Genomic DNA, 20,890 nt, shown 5'->3' with positions numbered 1-20,890 from the left:
GATGGTATTTCTCAAAACTAGAATCTGTGGTTATGGAACTGAGGCAGCTCGAGTACTTCGTCGCGGTCGCCGAGGAGCGGAACTTCACCCGCGCCGCCGAGCGGGTGCACATCAGCCAGTCCGGCGTCAGCGCCCAGATCCGCCGGCTGGAGCGGGAACTCGGCGCCGACCTGTTCGACCGGTCGGCCCGCGCCGTCACCCTCACCGTCGCCGGGAAGGCCGCGCTCGAACACGCCCGCGCCGCACTGGCCGCGGCCGGGTCGGTCGGCCAGGCGGTGGGCGAGGTGACCGACCTGATCCGGGGCCGGCTCGCCGTCGGCATGGTGGTCGGCTGCACCCTCGACCCGCTGTTCGACGCCCTCGCGGCCTTCCACGAGGCGCATCCGGGCGTGGAGCTCTCCCTGCTGGAGGACGGTTCCGACCGGCTCGCGGACGGGGTGCGCACCGGCGCACTCGATCTGGCCCTCGTCGGAGCGGCGGCGGCCCCTCCCGGGGACCTGGAAGCGCGGACGATCATCAGTGAACGACTCGTCGTGGCGGTCCCGCCCGGGCACCCCTTGGCGGAGCGGCGGCGGGTCGTGCTGCGCGACCTGGCCGACCACCCGGTCATCTGCATGCCGCCGGGCACCGGCCTGCGCGCCGTGTTCGACCAGGCGTGCGCCGGGCAGGGCTTCCAGCCGGCGATCGCGCTGCAGGCCGGCGCCGCGGACGCCATCGCCGGCCTGGCCGCCCGCGGGCTCGGCGTCGCCGTCCTCAGCGCCTCGATGGCCGCCGCCCACCGCGACCGCCTCACCGCCCGCACCATCGAGGACGTGGAGACGCCGGGGGTGCTCGCCCTGATCTGGGCGAGCACGGCAGGACCCGCGGTGCGCGAGCTGCTCGCGCACTGCCGATCGGCCTTCGAAGGTCAGTACCGGCGCCCTTCCGGGGAATAACCGGAGGCACTCTCCTGTTAGCCCGCGCAGTGACCCGGCACGACAACAGGAGGCACCCCACCATGGCCGCAGACGCCGCAGAGGAGATCCGGGGCACCGCCCACGGCACCGCACCCGTCCCCCTCTCCGTACTGGACCTGGTGACCGTCGGCGCGGGCCGCACCGCCACCGACGCGCTGCGGACCAGCGTGGACATCGCCCGCCTCGCGGAGAACCGCGGCTACCACCGGTACTGGGTGGCCGAGCACCACTCGATGCCGGGCGTGGCCTCCTCCTCGCCCGCCGTGATCCTCGCGCACCTCGCCGCACACACCGGCCGGATCCGGCTCGGCTCGGGTGGCGTCATGCTGCCGAACCACGCGCCCCTGGTGATCGCGGAGCAGTTCGGCACGCTGGAGGCCATGGCGCCGGGACGCGTCGACCTCGGCCTCGGCCGGGCGCCCGGCACCGACGGGGCGACGGCCGCCGCACTGCGCCGCACCGACCGGCTGAACGAAGGCGCCGACGACTTCCCGCAGCAGCTCGCCGAGCTGATCCGGTTCCTGGACGACGACTTCCCCGACGGCCACCCGTACCGCCGGATCCACGCCGTGCCGGGTCCCGTCCAGGCCACGTCCCCCGGTGGCGTCCAGTCCCCGCACCGGCCGCCGGTGTGGCTGCTGGGCTCCTCCGGCTTCAGCGCCCGGCTGGCCGGCACCCTGGGGCTGCCCTTCGCCTTCGCGCACCACTTCTCCGCGCAGAACACCGTCCCGGCCCTGGACCTGTACCGCGAGTCCTTCCGCCCGTCGGCCGTGCTGGACGCGCCGTACGCCCTCATCGGCGTCGCCGCGCTCGCCACCGACGACGAGAAGGAGGCCCGCCGGCAGGTGCTGGCCGCCGCGCTGAACATGGTCCGGCTGCGCACCGGGCGCCCCGGGCTGGTGCCGACGCCGGAGGAGGCGGAGGCGTACGACTTCAGCCCGATGGAGCGGGAGTTCGTGGCGTCCTGGAACGCCAACGTCATCCACGGCACCGCCGACGAGGTCCGCTCCGGCCTGGACGACCTCCAGAAGCGCACCGGCGCCGACGAGCTGATGCTCACCGCCAACGCCCACGGCGGCGACGTACGCCTGCGCTCCTACGAACTGATCGCCGACGCCTACGGCCTGCCGGCGCCTGCCTGAACCCCGGGCGTCCCCGAGGAGCCCAGCAGCGCGGAGATGCGGTCCGGCGCCACCGGCCGGGAGTACAGCCAGCCCTGGCCGGTGTCGCAGCCGATGCGCCGCAGCCGGCTCGCCTGGTCCGAGGTCTCCACGCACTCGGCGGTGACGGTCAGGCCGAGCCGGTGGGCGAGCTGGACCATCGCCTCGACGATGACCTCGTCGGCCGGGTTCGCCGTGGCGGCGTCGGACGCGTCGCCGGTGTCGGTGACCCCGGCGTACTGGAAGCCCCGGACGAAGGCGCCGTCCAGTTTCAGCACCGACACCGGCAGCCGGCTGAGGTAGGCCAGGTTCGAGTAGCCGGTGCCGAAGTCGTCGATGGCGATGTGGACGCCCATGTCGCTCAGCGCCTTCAGCACCTGGAGCGGCCGGCCCGCCGAGCCCATCACCGCGGACTCCGTCAGCTCCAGCTGGAGCAGGTGCGGGGCGAGGCCCGTCTCCTCCAGCGCCGCCGCCACGTCCGCCACCAGGTCGGAGTCCCAGACCTGGCGGACCGCCACGTTGACGCTGACGAAGATGGGCGGCTCGTCGGGGTGGTCGAGCTGCCAGCGACGGGCCTGCCGGCAGGCGGTGCGCAGGATCCAGCGGCCCAGCGGGACGATCGAGCCGTCCTCCTCCGCCAGTGCGATGAACCGATTCGGCGCAAGTACGCCGAACTGAGGATGATTCCAGCGGATGAGCGCCTCGACGCCCCGCACCCGGCCGTCGTCCATGCCCACCAGCGGCTGGTACTCGAGGGCGAACTCGCCGCGGTCGATGGCCGGGCGGAGCGTGGCGGCGAGGGCCTGGCGGGTCATGCGGCTGGCGTTGCGCTCGGGGTCGAACAGTGTCCAGCGGGCCCGGCCGTCGGCCTTGGCCCAGTACAGGGTCGTGTCGGCCGCCTGCATCAGGGCGGTGGGCGTCGTCCCGGCGGTGTGCCGCTCGACCACACCGACCGACGCGGTGACCGACAGACGGCGGCCGGAGAGCTCGAACGGCTCCTGGAGGGCGGCCAGCAAGGACTCGGCGAGGTCGGCGAGCTGGTCGGTGCCCGTGGAGTCCTCCACCAGCAGGGCGAACTCGTCGCCGCCCAGGCGGGCCACCAGCGGCACGCCGGCCCGCGTGCCGGCGGCCTCCTCGGCGCAGCGCGTGAGCCGCTCGGCGACGGCGGCCAGCAGCCGGTCGCCGACGCGGTGTCCGAGGGTGTCGTTGACGGCCTTGAAACCGTCCAGGTCCAGGTAGCACAGGCCGACCCGGCCGGTGCCGCCCGGCTCGTACGACTCCGCCTCCAGCGCGGCCGTCAGCCGCTCGAAGAACAGGGCGCGGTTGGGCAGCCGGGTCACCGGGTCGTGCATCTGGAGGTGGCGCAGCCGGGCCTGGAGTTCGCGCCGGGCGCTGATGTCGGAGACCGAGAGCAGCAGACCGGGCGTGTCCCCGGCCAGCGGTGCCACGGTGACCTGGACCCACAGGGAGTGGCCGTCGGCCCGCTTCAGGCGCCGGGTGCAGCGCAGCCGGGGCTGCCGGCCGCCCAGCACCTCGCGGTACGCGTGCCAGGTGCCCGCGTCGGACGCGAGGTCGACCAGGTCGGCCGCCGCGCAGCCGGCCAGGGCGTCGGGGTCGGTGCCGAGCAGTGTGCCCAGCGTGTCGTTGGCGCTGACGACCAGGCCCTCGGGGTCCACGACGGCCATCGCGAGCGGGGCGGCCGTGAACACCTCGCGATAGGTCGGGGGCCCCGTACGTGCAGCCAGGTCGATGTCACTGTCCGTGACGGCCGACCGGTCGAGGTCTGCCGCGGGCGCCGGCCCTTCGGAGGTTCCGTTCACCGCTTGCTCCCGCAGTGCCTCGATCTCGGTCCGTCTGTGTCCGTGCAGGAAAGTGTGCCGATCATAGAGGCTGGCCCCGGGCCCTTCCAGCCGTCGATCCGCTTTCGGGACCGAGTGAGCCCCCCGGGTGATCGTTTCTGCTCACGTCTGGACGGCTTCGTCAAGCCTCCGACCAGTCGTGACGTTCCGTGCATGGTCCGGGGTGTCGGCTCCGGCGCACTCCGGCGCGATCTCGAACGGCTCACCCATCCGGTGCAGACGAACAGGGCGCAGTACGACAAATATGCACAAGCTGGGTGCGGTGTCCCGCGAACCGCATCCGGAGGTCGATGTGCCGCGCCAGCGCCCCCTGTGGCGACTTCCCCGCGAGGCCCTCAAGGGCCTCGGCGCGGGTCGCCGGGTGGTGGAGACGGCCCGGCCCAGGCTGCGCAGCACGGCCGCGGTGTGCACCACGATGTCGGCGCTCGCCGCGACCTCCCTGATCACCGCCCCCTCGGCCGCCGAGCCCTTCTCCCCGGAGCCCTGCGCGCTCCGGCGCACCGTGGCCCACCACTCGGAGGGCCTGGACACCTGGAATGCCGCCTATCCGCGCCCGGCCCGCACGCTGGACGCCGTGATGGTGTTCCTGTCCTTCCCGGACTCCCGGCCGCTGACCGCACCGGCCGAACTGGCCGCCGACCACTTCCCGGCCACGTCCCGCTTCTTCCGGCGCGCCTCCTACGGCGCGTTCACGCTGCGCCCGCACCCCCTGCGGGACTGGATCCCCATGCCGAAACCGTCGACGGCGTACCACATACGGCGCGACTGGAGTCCCGGGCGCCGGGCGGCCTACCTGCGCGACGCGCTCGCCGCCGCCGATCCGCACGTGGACTTCTCCCGCTACGACATCGTCTACTTCGTCGCCGACCCGGACGCCCCCGGCGTCGACTCCGACGCCACGAAGGTCGTCAACCTGGACTCCCCGATGCGGGCCGACGGCACCGACGTCCGGCGGGTCGTCACGGTGTTCGAGAACCATCCGCCGGACCGGCTGGTGCTGGCCCACGAGACCGGGCACGTCTTCGACCTGCCCGACCTGTACCACCGGCCCGCCGACGGCAAGGGCGACTGGGACACGTACGTCGGCGACTGGGACCTGATGGGCAGTCAGTTCGGGCTGGCCCCCGACCTGTTCGGCTGGCACAGGTGGAAGCTGGGCTGGCTGCGGCCCCGGCAGGTGGCGTGCGTCCGCGGCAGCGGACCGACCCGGCTGACCCTGGAGCCGCTCGGCGCGGGACCGGGCGTGGTGGTGACGGGGGCCGCCGGAGCGCCGGCCTTCGGCCTCGGGCGGGGCACCAAGCTGGCCGTGGTCCGTACCGGTGCCGACAGCGCGCTCGCCTTCGAGGCGCGGGGGCCGGTGGGCAACGACGCCGCCGCCTGCCGCGCGGGGGTGCTGGTGTACCGGGTGCGCGGCGGGGCGGCGTCCGGGGGCGGGCCGGTCGAGGTGATCGACGCCCACCCGCACACGGAGGCCTGCTGGGAGAACTCGGTCTACCCACCGCTCGCGGACGCCCCGGTGGGCCTCGGCGAGAGCTTCACGGTGCCGGGGGACGGCGTACGGATCGAGGTGGAGGGGCGGACCGCGTCGGGGGCGTGGACGGTGAAGATCACGCCCGGGTAGGGCCGACGGTGGGTGGAGACGGATACGCGGAAGGCCCCTCGCTCTCACGAGGGGCCTTCCGGTGTCGGTGCGCCGCCAGGGACTCGAACCCCGGACCCGCTGATTAAGAGTCAGCTGCTCTAACCAACTGAGCTAGCGGCGCCTGCTGACGTCGTAGACCTTAGCATCCTGGTCGGCGGAGGGAAAAATCGAAATCCGTACCGCGGTCCGGGCCGCCCGGACGGCCGCCCAGAGCAGGATCTCCGGGCCCGGCAGCCACGGCAGACGGGTGTCGGGGGCCACCAGCCAGCGGGAACCGGAACGCGGGGACGCGCCGGTGAGGGCCGGGACGGTCACCGCGTCCCCGGCGCCGTGGCACAGCAGCGGCGGCACGGCGACGGTACGGCCGCCCTGCCGGCCCCGCGCGCTCCACTCCTCCCACTCCAGCAGCGAGGGCAGCCGCTGGGCGGTGCCCGGCGCGGCGAACAGCAGCATCCGGCCCCGGAACTCGGCCACGGGCCCCGACCCCGGGCCCTCGTCCCACATCCGGTCCAGCATCCGGCGCCCGAAGACCGTGGGGACGCTCACCACGTCGAAGGCCGAGCCGCAGGGCAGGACGACCGGGGCGTCCGGCCGCTCCCCCCACAGGGCGAGGGTGCTGCGCGGGTAGGCACCCGCCGAGGCCAGCCAGGCGGCGCCGTCCGAGGTGACGTCCGAGACATTCGGTGTGCTGCTCATGCTCCTTACGTCTACCGGGTGTGAGGGAGCCACTCCGCTCAGTTGCGGGAAACCGGGACGCCGGGGAGGGGGAGCCGGTATCTTGCCCGCCTGGCATATGCGTCCGGGCTGGTCGAACGGACGCGCGGGTTCCGGCGCCGCGGTCACACCGGGTCGACGTGCCCCGGGCCGCGGCCCTCGACGCCGCGCAGCAGATCCCGCCCGAACTCCACCATCTTGTGGGCGTAGTCCTCGGTCCACTCGGCCCGGTCGGCGATGTCCGCGGCCGTCAGCCGGTCGAACTTCCGCGGGTCCGCCAACTGCGCCGCCGCCATCGCCTGGAACTCCACCGCCCGGTCCGCCGCGGCCCGGAACGCCTGCGTCAGCTCCGTCGCGCGGTCCAGCAGCGCCCGGGGGTCGTCGATCGACTCGAGGTCGAAGAAGTGCTCGGGATCGGCGGCCGCCTCCGCGGGCTCGAAGAGCAGGGGCGCGGGGCGCAGCCGCGGTTGGTTCCGACCCGGCGTGGGCTCCGCCATGTCTTCTCCTTCTCGTACGTCACGAACGACCCTCCCCCGAGAGCGGGGGCACCCTCGTTGGAGTGGGCCACCGTCCATTGTCCCGCGCCCATGCAAGTGGGCCTCGACCCCGCGAAGGACGCAGACGCTCGCGGGACACCTGTGCGGCCGGCACTCCCTCCGGCGTGGGCGTCGCGCTGGCCGCCGGCCCGGCGGGTCAGGGTTGCCAGGGGACGCGGTGTTCCGCGAGGTGGGCGAGGACCGCGTGGTTCGCCTCCCAGCCGTCCGGGCTGTATCCGTCGGCCGCCTCCGGCGGCGTGCCGGACTCCGTCCGGCGGGTCGGGCTGAGCGCCCGGCGGGTCAGGGTTGCCAGGGGACGCGGTGTTCCGCGAGGTGGGCGAGGACGGCGTGGTTCGCCTCCCAGCCGTCCGGGAACTTCACCAGCGTTCCCAGCTGGACCGGCTCCGTCGACGGGTAGTCGTCCAGCAGGGCGTCCACCCCCGCGCGGCACACCACGATGCACGCGTGCCGGTGCCGGGAGGCCAGGACGCACAGGCGGCCCGTCTCCAGGTGGAAGGCGGTCGCGTCGGGGCGGCCGGAGAGTGGGTGCAGGACGACCGTCACGTCGTACTCCCGGCCCTGGAGCCGGTTCGCCGTGTCCACCGTCACGTCCCGCACCCCGAGTTCGGCCAGTGCCGCCCGGACCGCCGCCGCCTGGTCCCGGTGCGCGGTGCCCACGGCGATGCGGCCGGCGGTCAGCGGGGCGGGGTCCGGCGAGCGCTCGGAGACCGCCGCGCCCCCGCGGTCGAGCAGCCGGCTCACCACCGCCGCCACCGCACGCACCGCCTCCGGGTCCGTGCGCGGCGTGTGCCGGGCCGGCAGCTCCAGCAGGCCCCAGCCCGAGGCGGCGGCCTCGTCGATGACCCGGTCGGGCCCCGAGCCGTCCGACGGCACCGCGAAGGCCAGCCGCCGGTCACCGTGGCCCGTGCCGCTGCGGAACGGCGTGTACGGGTAGAACGCCGCCGACACCAGCGGCGCCGCCGACGCCGGGAGCCGCCACGACACCGGCAGCCGGTGCTGCGGCAGGCCCGGGTTGTGGGCGAGCAGTGTCGTCACCGCGGAGGCCGACGGGTCGTACGACAGCCCCGCCCACTGCTCGCTGCCCACCGTCGCGAACGGGTCGAGCTGACCCGGGTCGCCCACGAACAGCGCCCGCTCGAACAGCCCGGCCACGGCCAGCAGCGAGTCGGAACGCATCTGGTACGCCTCGTCGACGATCGCGTGCCGCCACGGCTCGTCCACCGTCACGTGCGCCCACTTCGCGGCGGTGGACAGGACCACCGCCTGCCCGGCGAGATCCGCGGCCTTCGCCGACTTGCGGACGTTCGCCAGGTCGTCGAGCGCCTTGTCGTACGGATCGGCGTCGCTGCTGTGCAGGCGTCCCACCGGAAGGTCCGGGTTCTTCTCGGCGAGCCGCAGCACCAGGTCGTCCACCTGGGCGTTGGTCTGCGCGACCACCATCAGCGGACGTCCGGCCTTCGCCAGCTCCAGCGCCGCCCGCACCACGAGCGTCGACTTGCCGGCGCCGGGCGGGGAGTCCACGACGACACCGCGCTCCGTGCCGTGCAGGGTGTCGTCAAGGATCGCCGCGGTGGCGCGGGCGGCCTCGGCGCCCGGGTCGAAGGCGGCCCCGACGGGGGCGGTGGTGGCCTCGGCGGTCACAGGACGTCCTCCGCGGTCTGGGCGTCGGCGGGCTCGGGTACGGCGGCCGACTCACCGGGCGGCCCGCCGTGCGTCCACGGGGTCTGCTCCGGGTCGGGCAGCTTCGCCCCGCCCCGCTGCTCGTGCTCGAAGAGGGTGAAGCAGACCAGGTCGCCCTTCTCCGGTACCGACCCGGCCTCGGGCTCCTTGCCGCGGCCCATCTTGTCGACGATGCGCAGCACCAGCACGCCCTCCTCGTCCTGCCCGGCCGGCCCGACGTACTCCGCCGCCTGCGGCTTGCCGCCCAGCGACCGGTACACCTTCACCCGCTCGCCCAGGTGCGGCCGGTCGTCCGTGCGGACCGTGACCAGCGGGCGCGGACTGGGCCGCTTGCTCTCGCTGTACGCCATGACCACGTCCACGACCTCGCCCGCGAACGCCTCCCCGGCCAGCCGCCGCCCCGCCATCACCAGTGGATCGTCCAGCGCCTCCTGCGCCTCCAGCCGGGCCTGCTCGCGCTCGCGCGTGGCGAGCTTGTTCGCCGCCGTCACCGCGTCGTCCCGGCGCGGCTGCGGGGGCTCGCCGGCGAGGACGCGGTCGCGGTGCGAGGTGAACGACCAGCGGTCCCGCGTCCACCGGTCCTCGACGTGCGCCCCGGCGGGCAGCTCCCGCAGCAGGTCCAGGCCCCGCCACACCGCGTCCCAGGTGGGCCGCGTACGGCTCTCCACCAGATCGCGGATCTCCCGCTCGGCGGCGGTCAGCGCGCCCAGCCGGTCGTCGGCCTCCAGCCCGTCCTCGGCGGCGGCGAGCGCGGTACGGGCGCGGTCGTAGCGCTCGATGGCGGGCGCGAGCAGCTTGTTGTCGAAGGCCGGGTCGGTCGCCGGGCCCGCGGGCGGGCACCGCAGCTGGCCGTCGGCGTCGCGGGCGAGTTCCGCGTGGCGCGCGGCCTCGGCGCCGGTCGGCCACTCGTCGGGCGGGGCGATCCACGCCAGCAGCGCCCCCAGGTGCTGGTCCTCCAGGCTCGACTGCCCCGTCGCCCAGTGCCGTCCCAGCAGGTCGGTCATGGCGAGGAGGAGGGAGGAGCCGGGCACCCGCGCCCGCTCGCCGTAGTGGGTCAGCCACCTGCCGAGCAGCGGCACCCTCGGCGGCGCCGGATGCGGCGTCTCCGGGTCCTGCTCCGCCGTACGCCGAAAGCGCATGGACCGGCCGAGCAGCCGTACGAAGTCGATGCCGGCGCGGCTGGGAACGATCAGCTGCGCCGCGTCCGCGCACAGGTCGACCTCGACCTTGACCCGCTTGCCGGTCTCCGGGTCGGTCTCGGTGCGCTCGGCGGCCTCGACGCCGTCGGCGTACGCCTCGACGTGCGGCAGCACGATGCCGGCCAGCTCGGCCAGGAACGCGAAGCGCAGGTCGCGGTCGCGGGGCTGCGGAACGACCAGCAGGTGCGGCGCCTCCCGTTCGGTGCCGACCAGCGCTCCCAGCGGGGCGCCCGCCTCACCCGCGGTGATCAGCGGCACGAAGACGAGGGGGCGGTCGGACAGGTGGCGGTGCCGGACGGTGGCGGCGGGCTGCGCACGGCCGCTGCGCACCGCCTCGAGCCGGGCGAGCGTGGTGATCAGCGACACGCGGCCACCTCGCCCGCCCCGCCGCCCACCGACGCCAGCGCCTCGGCCCGCAAGCGGGCCGCCCGGCGCAGCGCGGCCACCGCCGGGTCGGCCGGGTCGCCGGCCTCCCCGCGCGCCGCCGCCAGCACGTCGTCCACCGTCGACAGCCCGCCGAGCTCGGCCCGCACCGGGCGGCCCAGCGAGGTCACCGCGCCGGCCTCACGGGACCGGGCACGGCAGTGGAAAGCCAGCTCGCACGCGGACAGGCACTCGGGCGCGTACGTCGCCGGGACCGCCTCGACCGCGGCCGTCAGCTCGTCGGCGGGCAGCCCGGGGGAGAAGCAGACGCCCTCGGGGAGCGTGTCGGCGATCTCCTCGATACGGGTGAGGCGGGCCAGCTGGCGGCCGGTCACCGCGCGCTGCTTGCGCACGTCGACGGCGGACGCGGTGGGCAGGTTGGAGAAGTCCTTGGGGCAGACCAGGAGGATCCGGTGCCGCACGCGCGGTGCGGGGTCCAGGCGGGCGGCGGCCTCCTCCAGCGCCAGCACGTACACCGCGGCCTGCCGGGCGGCGGCGCCCACCTTCGCCGGGTCCGCGGAGCCGTCCAGCATCGGGAAGGACTTGATCTCGACGACCGTCCAGGTGCCGTCCGGGTGGACCACCACCGCGTCCGGCTCCAGGAAGGCGGGGGAGCCGGCGACGTCCAGGGCCAGCATCGGGTGGTCCAGGAGCGTCCAGGTGCCGGACGCCCGGGTCGCCTCCCGCAGCGCCAGCGAGGTGCGCGCGGCGCGGCCCTCGGGGCCGGTCGCCGACAGGTCGGGCGTCTGCGCCCCGGCGGGCGGCTCGGCGCCCCGGTCCAGCTTCTCGTGCACGAGCCGCAGCAGCTCGGCCCCGCCGTCCGCCTTGACCCGCGCCTCGAAGGCGTTGCCCCGGGTGAACGCGAACTGCGACTGTCCGAAGACCGACGGCGAACCGAGCGCGCTCGCCAGCGAGCCCTTGTCGACCCCGGCGCCGTCGAGGATCGCGCGCCGCCTGCACCCCGGGTTGGCCGCGAGGGCGGCCAGGGCCCGGGCGTCCAGCGCCTTCGCCGGTACGTCGGGACCGCGCAGCTCAGCGAGCCGGTGCCGGAGTCTCGTCCCCCGCGTCCGTGGAGGAGGCGTCCGGCTCGGCTCCCGCTGCGAGCCGCTGCTCGCGCTGCCGTGGAAATCGCTCACCCGCGGAAGTCTGGCATCCGCCACTGACAATGGGGGAATCTGCGACGCCGGAGCCCTGCGGGGCGGAAGTGAACCGGTCGGTGATCCGGGTCCGCGTCCGGTCCGCGACCCGCATCACGAACGGCGCCAGCAGGAATCCCGCGCCCATCACGGCGGCGCCCGCCACCGCGTCGAGGAAGTAGTGGTTCGCGGTGCCCATCACCACGATCGTCGTCACCAGCGGGTAGACGACACCGGCCACCTTCGCCGTGCGCGTGCCGCCGTGGCGCCACAGGATCACGCCGCACCACAGCGCCCAGCCCACGTGCAGGCTGGGCATGGCCGCGTACTGGTTGGTCATCCCGCCCAGACCGCGCGGCGCGCTCGCCTCGCCGCCCCACCAGCCGTACGAGCTGTACTGGGCCATCGTGTCGACGAACCCGTGGCTCGCGTCCAGCAGCCGGGGCGGGCAGGTCGGCAGCAGCGTGAAGCCGATCAGTCCGATGAACGTGGACGTCATCAGCCAGGTGCGGGCGGCCCGGTAACGCACGGCGCGGGAGCGGAACAGCCAGACCAGGATCGCCGGGGTGACGACGTAGTGCAGCGACGCGTACCAGAAGTCGGCCGGGACGCCGAGCCACGGTTCGCGGGTGAAGAGACGGTTCAGCGGGTGCTCGGCGTTGAGGAAGAGCACCTTCTCGACGTGCAGGAGTGCCAGCCCGTGGTCCACGGCGTCCGAGACGTCACCGCGCACCAGGAGGCGGCCCGCGGAGTAGCAGGCGTACACGAGGACGATCAGCGGGAGCTCGGTCCACCAGCGAAGCCGAGTCTGCGGGGCCGCCTCGGTGCCCGGTGTCTCGGTGTGCGGCAATCCGATCGCCCTCCCCCTTCTTCTCGCGCGTGCCCGACGGCGCCGGGCGTGCCACTCTACGGCGTCCGTGGGCCCTCCCCGTGGAGCGCCCCCGGCCCTGATAGACGCCGGGATGTCCCCCCGGGTTGCCCGGGTGCGGGGTGCGCGATGATGGAGGGGTCCCCTCCGACATTCGTCCCGGAAAGGCCCCTCCATGGCACCGCGCATCCTGCTGGCCCGGCACGGACAGACCGAGTGGTCGCTGTCCGGCAAGCACACCGGCAGGACCGATGTGCCGCTCCTGGAGGAGGGCCGGCGCGGCGCCAAGCTGCTCGGCGAGCGGCTGCACCGGGCGCCCCTGGACGGCCTGCCCGGCGTCGAGGTGCGCACCAGCCCCCTGTCCCGGGCCCACGAGACCTGCGAGATCGCCGGCTTCGGCGAGCGCGCCCGCACCTGGGACACGCTCATGGAGTGGGACTACGGGGCGTACGAGGGCATGACGCCGGACGAGATCCAGGCGGTCCGGCCCGGCTGGCTGATCTGGCGGGACGGGGTCCCGGAGGGCGAGAGCCTGGCCGACGTCACCGCGCGCGCGGACGAGGTGGTCGCGTGGGCGCGGGAGGCCGACCGCGACGTCCTGGTCTTCGCCCACGGACACATCCTGCGGTCGATAGGCGCCCGCTGGCTGGGCCTGCCCCTGGACTTCGCGTCCCGCATCCGCCTGAACCCGACCTCACTGTCGATCCTGGGCTGGGCCTACGGCGACCCGGCCATCGAATCCTGGAACGACCTCGGCCACCTGACCGACCAGTCGTAACCCCCGCGTGCACCCGCGGCACAGCTCCGACCCTCACCGCGCACAGCCGCGGCCTCGCCGCCCCAGCTACGGGCCTCGCCGCGCCAGCTGCGGGCTTCGCCGGCCCCCAGTGCCTGAACGGCCTGGGAGGTACCCCCAGGGGCGGCACGGGTGGGCGGTGGGGGTCCCCCGCTCATGGGGTCCCCCACCGCGCGAGCGCAGCCGAGCGTGGAGGAGAAGCCGAGAGTGGGGGAGGCACCCGGCCAGTGCCGGTGGCCAGTGCCGGTCACCCGGCCGGCCCCAGCGCCGGGGCACCCCACAACACCGGGCCGCCGAGCAGCGCACCCACGCCCCCCCGGCCGGTCAGGCCGTCCGTGGCAACGACGCATGCCGGTCCAGGAACGCCGACACCCCCGACGCCCGCCGATGCGGCAGCAGCACCCGCGCCGTCCCCGCCAGCATCGTCCGGATCCGCGACGACTGGACCTCGCCCAGCAGGTCCAGCACCCGCATCCCCGCCCCGGCCGCCTCGTCGGGCCGTCCGCCGCGTGCCAGGTCGTCGGCCAGTTCCGCCGAGTACAGCGCGAGGTTCCGCGTGAAGTGCGGGTCCTGCAGTTCCGCCGCCCGGCGCGCGTGGCCGGCCGCCCGGGGCCAGTCGCCGAGCGTGGACCAGCACTGCGCCTCCAGCCCCTCCAGCTCGGCCTCTCCGTAGAAGCTCATCCACTCGGGGTCGGCCTCCGAGGGGCCCCGCTGGAAGAGGGCCTGCGCACGGGTCAGCGCCTGCTCGCAGCCGACGCGGTCCGCCAGCCCCGCCCAGCCGCCCGCCTCGCGCAGCGCCAGCAGGGACATCAGCCGCGGCGACCCCAGCGGACGGGCGGCACGCTGCGCGGCCTGCGCCGCACGTACCGCCTCGCGCGGCCGGCCGGTGTCCCGGGCCAGGAACGCCGTGTTGCAGAAGGCGTGCGCCTCCAGACCCTCGTCGCCGGTCATCCGGGCGGTGGCGAGGGCCTCGGCGTAGTGGGAGCGCGCGTCGTCGAAGCGCCCCGAGTCGTGCGCCAGCCAGCCCACCGAGATGGCCAGTTCCCCGGCGCCCGAACAGAGCCGGTCCGCCGTCGCCTGCCGGGTCGCACCGGCGTCCAGCAGCGCGTACGCGGCGCGCAGTGGGGCCGCCGCGCGCCGGTAGAGGCCGTCGGCGCCGTGCCGGTCGTCGAGCAGCCGGATCCGGCGGACGGCCTCTTCCAGGGCACCCGCGTCACTCCTCCCGGCCCGGCGCACACCGCGCGGCGCCGCCAGGGCATCGGTGACGAACCCCAGGGGGCCCAGCGAGACGGCGGCCACGGTGGTGCCGCTCGTCATGAATGCGCGACGCAGCACGTCGCTCTCCTCGTTGTCGTCGTCGTGCGTGTCGTACGGGTTGTGCGTGTCATACGGCTCACCCGCGCCACCTGTCTCACTCCTGGCACACGGCGGCCGGTCGAGGTGCGCCGGCGGCGCGTCCTCCTCCGTGCGCGCCCGGCGCCCGCGTACGGACGAGCGGGGAGCGAACCCCAGATCGGTGAGCGTGCGACCGGGGAACATGTGCAGGAACACCCGCTCGTACGCGTAGTTGGGGCAGCGGATCTCGCCCGCCTCCACGCGGCCGATGTAGCGCGCGTCACAGCTGACCCGCTCGCCGATCTCGCGCGCGGCACGGCGCACCGCCGCCGCGAACTCGGCCGGCGAGCGCTGTCCGCGCAGGCGCCGGAAGACGAGGTTCGGCCGCGATGGCCGGTCGGGCTGGGCGGAGGTCACCGTTGACGACGCCATGGCCGGGTCCTCTCGTGCGAACCGTCGAACCACGCCGGAAAAGGTGTGAGTTGCGGGGTTTTTCCCGTTTGCCACCCCGTTTCCGGCGAGCAAGAACGTACCGGCTGTGACGGAACCGCCACGCGGTGTTTCGCAACAAACCGGATAAGTCGTCCGGGATCTGCCATGAAGTGCCATCCTTTGCGGCGGACTTGTGCCGTAGCTGTTGACGTTCCGCGGCGTTGGACCCTGTGGACCGGGAGGCCCCCGACTCCCGACCCGCTCGTCCAAGGAGGAGTTCCGTGGTGGAGGCCGGAATGGAGACCAGCAGCGACTGCGCAGGCGCCTGTGACGTGGGTGACGACGGTGGCTGTGATGTCGTCACCGTGCCGACGCGGCAGGGTCTGGAGGCCGTCGACATTCTCAGACGGGGAGCCGGTGAGGCGGTCGGCCGCGTGCTCCACGACCTCGGCTGCGACACCCTCGGCTTCCTGGTGCCCCCGGGCACGGCCGCCGCCTGGGACGTGCCGGGCAGCACCTGCACGGAGACCGACGGCCGGGGGATGAAGCTCGACCTGGTGCCCGAGCCCCCGGTGGAGGGCTCGGACTGGCTGCTGCCGCCCGGCGACGAGGACCTCGCGACCGACCCCGCCGTCCTGCGGGCCGCGCTGGGGGAGGCGGCCCGGCTGATCGAGGCCGCGGACAGCTGCCGCTGAGCACGTCGCGCACGTGCGCGGTCCGCACCGCCGGGCGCGTGGCCGGCGGGGGCGTTCGATAATGGTCCGATGGGAAAGTCCAGGAACGCCCGCCGCGGGCGCGCAACCGTGGAAACCGTCGTCGAGGACGTCGACGGCGGGCTCGCCGAGCTGGTACCCGACCGGGAGCGCGCGCGGGCCTGGACGCTGCTGATCGACGGCGCCCCGCAGTCGCACGTCGACCTGGACGACCCGGCGTACCTGTCCTTCGAGTACCAGCGCCGCCTCGGGCACGTCATCGACCTGGCCGCCCCGCCCGGGAAGCCCGTCCACGCCGTGCACCTCGGCGGTGGCGCCCTGACCCTCGCCCGCTACGTCGCCGCCACCCGCCCCCGCTCCACCCAGCAGGTCGTCGAGCGGGACGCCGCCCTGGTCCAACTGGTCCGGCGCGAACTGCCCCTGGACCCCGGCGCCCGCGTCCGGGTCCGCTCCACCGACGCCCGCGCCGGGCTGGCCAAGGTGCCCGACGGCTGGGCGCACCTGGTCATCGCGGACGTGTTCAGCGGGGCCCGCACCCCGGCGCACCTGACGTCCACCGAGTTCCTCGACGAGGTGCGGCGCGCGCTCGCACCGGGCGGGGTCTACGCCGCCAACCTCGCCGACGGCCCGCCGCTCACCCACCTGCGCGGCCAGATCGCCACGGCCGCCGCCCGCTTCCCCGAACTCGCCCTGATCGCCGACCCCGCCGTGCTGCGCGGCAAACGCTTCGGCAACGCGGTCCTCGCCGCCAGTGACCACCCGCTGCCGATCGCCGAGCTCACCCGCCGTGCCGCCTCCGACCCGCACTCCGCGCGCGTGGAGCACGGCAAGGCCCTGACCGACTTCGCCGGAGGGGCCCAGCCCGTGACGGACGCGGCCGCGGTGGCCTCACCGGCGCCACCGGCCTCGGTCTTCCAGTGACCCGGCGGCCTCCAGTGACCGGGCGACCGGCTCAGTAGCTGCCGATCTCCACCCGCGGCGGGCCGTCGTGCCAGGTGCAGAACACCGACACCCGGTCCGCGCCCGAGGTGAACTCCACCCGGATCCACGTCCCGGTCTTCCACACCTGCATCGACCAGCCCGCACCCGGGGTCGCCGACACCAGCGACGCGGACGACGTCCCGAGATCGAACACCGCACGCCCCCCGTCGGTCTCGTAACTCCGGACCCGGCCGGAGGAGGTGGGGGAGGGGCCCGGGTCGGCGGGAGCGGTGGCCGGCGCGCTGCGCGAGGGCGCCGGCGGACTCGACTCGCGGGGCGTCCGGCTGGGCGTCGCCGTCGGGCTGCCCGACGGCCCGCTCGACGGACTGCCCGACGGCGAAGGACGCTTGGTGGACGACGCCGACGGTTCGGAGTCCTGGGGGTCCCGCGCGGCCGCGTCGGCCGCCGTGATGGGCAGGGCGCGGGGCGCGTCGTAGGCCGTGCCCGCCATCACCGTGTGCACGCCCCACCACGACAGCGTGACCGCCGCGCCGGTGGCGAGCAGCCAGGCAAGTACGTGTAGGAGTCCTCTGCGCATCGCGGCCATACTGCCTCACGCGTCTCACGCGTGTCGCCCGAAGGGGTTGTCCACAGCCGTCCCCGGAGCCCGGCCGGAGTTGTCCACAGGCCCGCACCGGGCTCCTCCGCATGGCGTACGGTGCCGCCCATGGCAAGTGTGCTCGTCGTCGAGGACGACCAGTTCGTACGCTCGGCGCTCATCCGGCATCTGACCGACGCCTCGCACCTCGTGCGCAGCGTCGGCACGGCGCTGGAGGCGCTGCGCGAGGTCGCCCATTTCCGGTTCGACGTGGTGATCCTCGACCTCGGACTGCCCGACCTCGACGGCTCCGAGGCGCTGAAGATGCTGCGCGGCATCACCGACGTCCCCGTCATCGTCGCCACCGCCCGGGACGACGAGGCGGAGGTCGTCCGGCTGCTGAACGCGGGCGCGGACGACTACCTCACCAAGCCCTTCTCGGTCGAGCACCTGTCGGCCCGCATGGCGGCCGTGCTGCGCCGCGCCCGCATCGGCACCGGAGAGGCACCGCCGTCCACCGTCCTGCGCGTCGGCGGTCTGACCGTCGACCCGCTGCGCCGCCAGGCCGAACTGGACGGCTCCCGGCTCGACCTGACCCGGCGTGAGTTCGACCTGCTCGCCTTCCTCGCCGGCCGCCCCGGAGTGGTCGTCCCCCGCAAGGAGCTGCTCGCCGAGGTCTGGCAGCAGTCCTACGGCGACGACCAGACCATCGACGTCCATCTGTCCTGGCTGCGCCGGAAGCTGGGCGAGACCGCCGCCCGGCCCCGCTACCTGCACACCCTGCGCGGCGTCGGCGTGAAGCTGGAGCCGCCGGTCGCGGAGCCTCCGGGAGCGGAGCCGCCGCGATGAGGTGGGCCCTGGTCAAGGTGTCGCTGGCGGTCACCGCCATGGTCGTGGTCGCCTTCGCCGTCCCGCTCGGACTGGTCATCCGGGAGATGGCCCGTGACCGCGCCCTCTCGAACGCCGAGCGGGAGGCCGCCGCCGTCGCCCCCGCGCTGTCCATCACCACCGACCGGGACGAGCTGGAGCGCGTCGTCGCCTCCGCGGGCTCGGACGCCGGGATGTCCGTGCACATACCGGCGCCCGGCGGCAAGGACTCCGGCAGGGGCAGCGGCACCGACATCGGCCGGCAGCGCGCCACCGACGAGGACATCGCCGCCGTACGCGAGATGGGGCGCGCCTCCAGCGCGGAAGTGCCCGGTGGCTCGGCGCTGCTCCAGCCGGTCGCCCTCAGCTCCGGCGAGATCGCCGTCGTCGAGGTGTACGTCCCCGAGTCCGAGGTCACCAACGGCGTCGGCACGGCCTGGGCGGTGCTCGCCGCGGTCGGCGCCGCGCTGATCGTCGGCTCGGTCGCGGTCGCCGACCGGCTGGGGGTGCGCATGGTGCGGCCGGCGCGGAAGCTGGTGGAAGGGGCGCACGAACTGGGGGAGGGCAAGCTGGGCGCCCGCGTGCCCGAGGAGGGCCCGACCGAACTGCGGCTCGCGGCGGTCGCGTTCAACTCCATGGCCGACCAGGTCGTCCAGCTCCTCGCCAACGAACGGGAACTGGCCGCCGACCTGTCCCACCGCCTGCGCACCCCGCTGACCGTGCTGCGGCTCAACGCGGCCTCCCTCGGCGACGGTCCGGCCGCCGAGCAGACCCGGGCCGCGGTCGAGCAGCTGGAGCGCGAGGTCGACACCATCATCCGCACCGCCCGGGACGCCAAACCGCAGACCGCCGCGGCCGGTCCCGGCGCCGGGTGCGACGCGGCCGAGGTGGTCCGCGAGCGGATGGGCTTCTGGTCCGCGCTCGCCGAGGACGAGGGACGCAAGTGGCGGGTGGCCGGCGCCGACCGGCCGGTGCGCATACCCGTGGCCCGCGCCGACCTGGCCGCCTCCCTCGACGCCCTGCTCGGCAACGTCTTCCGGCACACCGCCGAGGGCACCGCCTTCGCGGTCGACCTGCACAACGGCGAGGACGCGGTGATCGTGCTCGTCTCGGACGCGGGCCCCGGCATAGCCGACCCCGAGGCGGCGATGGCCCGCGGCCGGGGCTCGGGCACCGACGGGTCGACCGGGCTCGGCCTGGACATCGTGCGCCGGCTCGCCGAGTCGACGGGCGGGGACGTGCGCATCGGCTCGTCCGTGCTCGGCGGGACCGAGGTGCGGATCTGGATCCAGCTGGACGGGCGCACGGCACCGGTGCGGCGCGGCCACCGGGGCACGGTGCGGCGCCGCCGGCAGCCCCGCCGGGGCTCGCCCTTTAACCGGTCCCGATCCCTCCCTTAAGCGCACCCTAAGATCGCCAACCACCGTCCGGAACAGGCACTTTGCCCGGTTTCGCATCGCTAGCGTGCTGCCGCACCCCGCCCCGCGCACCTCTCCCGCAGGGCCCCCTGAACAGCGAAGGCAGGCACCAGATGAGCAGCACGCACCGGCGCAGGGTCAGTGGCAGGAACAAGGCGATCGGCGCGCTCGTCGCCACCGCCGTGGCCGGTGGCGGCGCGCTGCTGTTCACCAGCACCGCCCAGGCCGCCGGAGTCGGCGCCGCCTACACGAGGACGAGCGAGTGGTCGACGGGGTACACCGCGCAGTACGTCGTCACCAACAACAGCCAGGAGGCCAAGAAGGACTGGACGCTGGAGTTCGACCTGCCCGCGGGCGCCGGGCTCGGCTCGCTGTGGAACGCGGAGCCGAGCGTCAGCGGCCGGCACGTCACCGTGACCGGGCCGAAGTGGGACATGGACGGCCTGAAGCCCGGCGAGTCCGTCACCGTCGGCTTCGTCGTCAACGGCACCCAGGACCCGACCGGTTGCCGCGTCGACGGCGCGCAGTGCTCGGCGGACGACGGCGCCACCCCCGAGCCCAGCGGCCGCCCGACCCAGCCCTCGACCCCGGCACCCACCCCCACGGCCTCCGCCTCCGCCACCACCGCGCCGACGCCGACCGCCACGGCCACCACCCCCGTCCCCTCCGAGACCCCCGGCAACGGCACCGAGGCCGGCGCCGGCTTCGCGCCCTACGTCGACACCTCCCTCTACCCGGCCTTCGACCTGGTCGCGAACGCCCAGGCGACCGGCGTGAAGAACTACCACCTGGCCTTCGTCACCGACGGCGGCGGCTGCACCCCCAAGTGGGGCGGCGTCACCGACCTCGCGAGCGACGCCGTGGCGAAGCAGATAGGCGCCCTGCGCGCCCAGGGAGGCGACGTCCGCGTCTCCTTCGGCGGCGCGGCCGGCTCCGAGCTGGCGACGACGTGCACCTCGGCCGACGCCCTGGCGGCGGCCTACGGCAAGGTCGTGGACACCTACGGGCTCACCAAGGTCGACTTCGACGTCGAGGGCGGCGCCCTGCCCGACACGGCCGCCAACACCCGCCGCGCCCAGGCCGTCGCCGCCCTGCAGAAGCGGCACCCGGGCCTCGACGTCTCCTTCACCCTGCCGGTCATGCCCGAGGGCCTCACCCAGGCCGGCGTCGGTCTGCTCGCCGACGCCCGGCAGAAGGGCGTCAAGATCAACGCCGTCAACATCATGGCGATGGACTACGGCCCGGCGTACAGCGGCGACATGGGCACCTACGCCGAACAGGCCGCCACCGCCACCCAGGCCCAGATCAAGAGCGTCCTCGGCCTCTCCGACAGCGCGGCCTGGCAGACGGTCGCCGTCACACCGATGATCGGCGTCAACGACGTCGTCACCGAGGTCTTCACGGTCGACGACGCCGCCCAGCTGGTGAAGTTCGCCGAGTCCAAGGACCTGGCCTGGCTGTCGATGTGGTCCGCCACCCGCGACAAGCAGTGCGCGGACGGCGCCAAGCCCCAGGCCGACGCCACGTGCAGCTCCGTCGTCCAGGAGAAGTCGGCCTTCTCGAAGGCCTTCGCCGCCTACAACTGACCCCGGCACACACCACCGGCCCCGCGCCGC

18 protein-coding genes and 1 tRNA gene are annotated in these 20,890 nt (G+C 74.6%); 9 read left to right on the top strand and 10 right to left on the bottom strand.

Annotated elements, in window-relative coordinates; genetic code table 11:
* Positions 1-32 precede the first annotated feature (32 nt).
* Together ACIRG6_RS04125 and ACIRG6_RS04120 are read left to right on the top strand one after the other, a co-directional pair.
* Positions 33-935: a LysR family transcriptional regulator gene (locus ACIRG6_RS04125; protein WP_403320585.1), complete on the top strand. Its 903-nt coding sequence runs from the start codon at positions 33-35 to the stop codon at positions 933-935.
* Between the two features lie 62 nt (positions 936-997).
* The gene (locus ACIRG6_RS04120; RefSeq protein WP_239766435.1) at positions 998-2,098 is read left to right on the top strand and encodes an LLM class flavin-dependent oxidoreductase; all 1,101 of its coding nucleotides are present in this window, start codon (positions 998-1,000) and stop codon (positions 2,096-2,098) included.
* Here the strand turns inward: ACIRG6_RS04120 and ACIRG6_RS04115 are convergent.
* Positions 2,074-3,936: a putative bifunctional diguanylate cyclase/phosphodiesterase gene (locus ACIRG6_RS04115; protein ID WP_364674704.1), complete on the bottom strand. Its 1,863-nt coding sequence runs from the start codon at positions 3,934-3,936 to the stop codon at positions 2,074-2,076. The two genes, ACIRG6_RS04120 and ACIRG6_RS04115, sit on opposite strands and share 25 nt — an antisense overlap.
* A 301-nt stretch (positions 3,937-4,237) precedes the next feature.
* Between ACIRG6_RS04115 and ACIRG6_RS04110 the strand changes: the two genes are divergently transcribed.
* On the top strand, positions 4,238-5,596 hold the full coding sequence (locus ACIRG6_RS04110) for a M6 family metalloprotease domain-containing protein (protein ID WP_364819438.1): 1,359 nt from the start codon (positions 4,238-4,240) through the stop codon (positions 5,594-5,596).
* 68 nt (positions 5,597-5,664) lie between these two features.
* On the opposite strand, the gene ACIRG6_RS04105 is transcribed toward ACIRG6_RS04110, so the two are convergent.
* From ACIRG6_RS04105 to ACIRG6_RS04075, 7 genes are all read right to left on the bottom strand, one after another.
* Positions 5,665-5,738 (bottom strand) — tRNA-Lys (locus ACIRG6_RS04105).
* Positions 5,729-6,313 (bottom strand): bifunctional DNA primase/polymerase, encoded by a 585-nt coding sequence (locus ACIRG6_RS04100; protein WP_364674699.1) that lies wholly within the window; start codon positions 6,311-6,313, stop codon positions 5,729-5,731. Before ACIRG6_RS04100 ends, ACIRG6_RS04105 begins: the two co-directional genes overlap by 10 nt.
* Before the next feature lie 143 nt (positions 6,314-6,456).
* The gene (locus ACIRG6_RS04095) at positions 6,457-6,828 is read right to left on the bottom strand and encodes a hypothetical protein (RefSeq protein WP_350720513.1); all 372 of its coding nucleotides are present in this window, start codon (positions 6,826-6,828) and stop codon (positions 6,457-6,459) included.
* A gap of 339 nt (positions 6,829-7,167) precedes the next feature.
* Positions 7,168-8,529, bottom strand: a complete 1,362-nt coding sequence (locus tag ACIRG6_RS04090; protein ID WP_403320581.1) for an AAA domain-containing protein — start codon at positions 8,527-8,529, stop codon at positions 7,168-7,170.
* Positions 8,526-10,133, bottom strand: coding sequence for a hypothetical protein (locus tag ACIRG6_RS04085; RefSeq protein ID WP_364819434.1), 1,608 nt, complete (start codon positions 10,131-10,133; stop codon positions 8,526-8,528). Before ACIRG6_RS04085 ends, ACIRG6_RS04090 begins: the two co-directional genes overlap by 4 nt.
* Positions 10,124-11,326, bottom strand: coding sequence for a hypothetical protein (locus ACIRG6_RS04080; protein ID WP_403320579.1), 1,203 nt, complete (start codon positions 11,324-11,326; stop codon positions 10,124-10,126). Before ACIRG6_RS04080 ends, ACIRG6_RS04085 begins: the two co-directional genes overlap by 10 nt.
* Positions 11,223-12,176 carry a phosphatase PAP2 family protein gene (locus tag ACIRG6_RS04075; RefSeq protein ID WP_403320577.1) on the bottom strand — a complete coding sequence of 318 codons (954 nt, stop codon included), beginning with the start codon at positions 12,174-12,176 and terminating at the stop codon, positions 11,223-11,225. The genes ACIRG6_RS04080 and ACIRG6_RS04075 overlap by 104 nt, the downstream gene beginning before the upstream one ends.
* 193 nt (positions 12,177-12,369) lie before the next feature.
* On the opposite strand from ACIRG6_RS04075, the gene ACIRG6_RS04070 reads away from it, so the two are divergent.
* A complete protein-coding gene (locus ACIRG6_RS04070; RefSeq protein WP_364674688.1) occupies positions 12,370-12,972 on the top strand; it encodes a histidine phosphatase family protein in 603 nt (200 codons plus the stop codon).
* Positions 12,973-13,314: 342 nt separating this feature from the next.
* On the opposite strand, the gene ACIRG6_RS04065 is transcribed toward ACIRG6_RS04070, so the two are convergent.
* Positions 13,315-14,757, bottom strand: coding sequence for a hypothetical protein (locus tag ACIRG6_RS04065; protein ID WP_364674686.1), 1,443 nt, complete (start codon positions 14,755-14,757; stop codon positions 13,315-13,317).
* 281 nt (positions 14,758-15,038) lie between these two features.
* On the opposite strand from ACIRG6_RS04065, the gene ACIRG6_RS04060 reads away from it, so the two are divergent.
* Positions 15,039-15,452, top strand: a complete 414-nt coding sequence (locus tag ACIRG6_RS04060) for a hypothetical protein (RefSeq protein ID WP_381686780.1) — start codon at positions 15,039-15,041, stop codon at positions 15,450-15,452.
* Between the two features lie 69 nt (positions 15,453-15,521).
* A complete protein-coding gene (locus ACIRG6_RS04055; RefSeq protein ID WP_365024041.1) occupies positions 15,522-16,391 on the top strand; it encodes a spermidine synthase in 870 nt (289 codons plus the stop codon).
* A gap of 31 nt (positions 16,392-16,422) precedes the next feature.
* Here ACIRG6_RS04055 and ACIRG6_RS04050 read toward each other — a convergent pair whose 3' ends face one another.
* Positions 16,423-16,998 carry a hypothetical protein gene (locus ACIRG6_RS04050; RefSeq protein WP_364674680.1) on the bottom strand — a complete coding sequence of 192 codons (576 nt, stop codon included), beginning with the start codon at positions 16,996-16,998 and terminating at the stop codon, positions 16,423-16,425.
* A 120-nt stretch (positions 16,999-17,118) separates the two neighbouring features.
* Here ACIRG6_RS04050 and ACIRG6_RS04045 point away from each other — a divergent pair, with 120 nt between their 5' ends.
* The 3 genes from ACIRG6_RS04045 (at position 17,119) to ACIRG6_RS04035 (ending at position 20,860) form a co-directional block, all read left to right on the top strand.
* Entirely contained in the window at positions 17,119-17,838 is a 720-nt protein-coding gene (locus ACIRG6_RS04045; protein WP_364819431.1) for a response regulator transcription factor, read from the top strand.
* Positions 17,835-19,256, top strand: coding sequence for a sensor histidine kinase (locus ACIRG6_RS04040; protein ID WP_403320572.1), 1,422 nt, complete (start codon positions 17,835-17,837; stop codon positions 19,254-19,256). The genes ACIRG6_RS04045 and ACIRG6_RS04040 overlap by 4 nt, the downstream gene beginning before the upstream one ends.
* Positions 19,257-19,387: 131 nt before the next feature.
* On the top strand, positions 19,388-20,860 hold the full coding sequence (locus ACIRG6_RS04035) for a glycoside hydrolase family 18 protein (protein WP_403320569.1): 1,473 nt from the start codon (positions 19,388-19,390) through the stop codon (positions 20,858-20,860).
* The last annotated feature ends 30 nt before the right edge of the window (positions 20,861-20,890 follow it).

It is taken from the genome of Streptomyces flaveolus (genome assembly GCF_044765825.1).
GTDB classification, from domain to species: domain Bacteria; phylum Actinomycetota; class Actinomycetes; order Streptomycetales; family Streptomycetaceae; genus Streptomyces; species Streptomyces flaveolus.
Note: the sequence above shows the minus strand (reverse complement) of the source record. Positions and strands in the feature narration are given on the sequence as shown.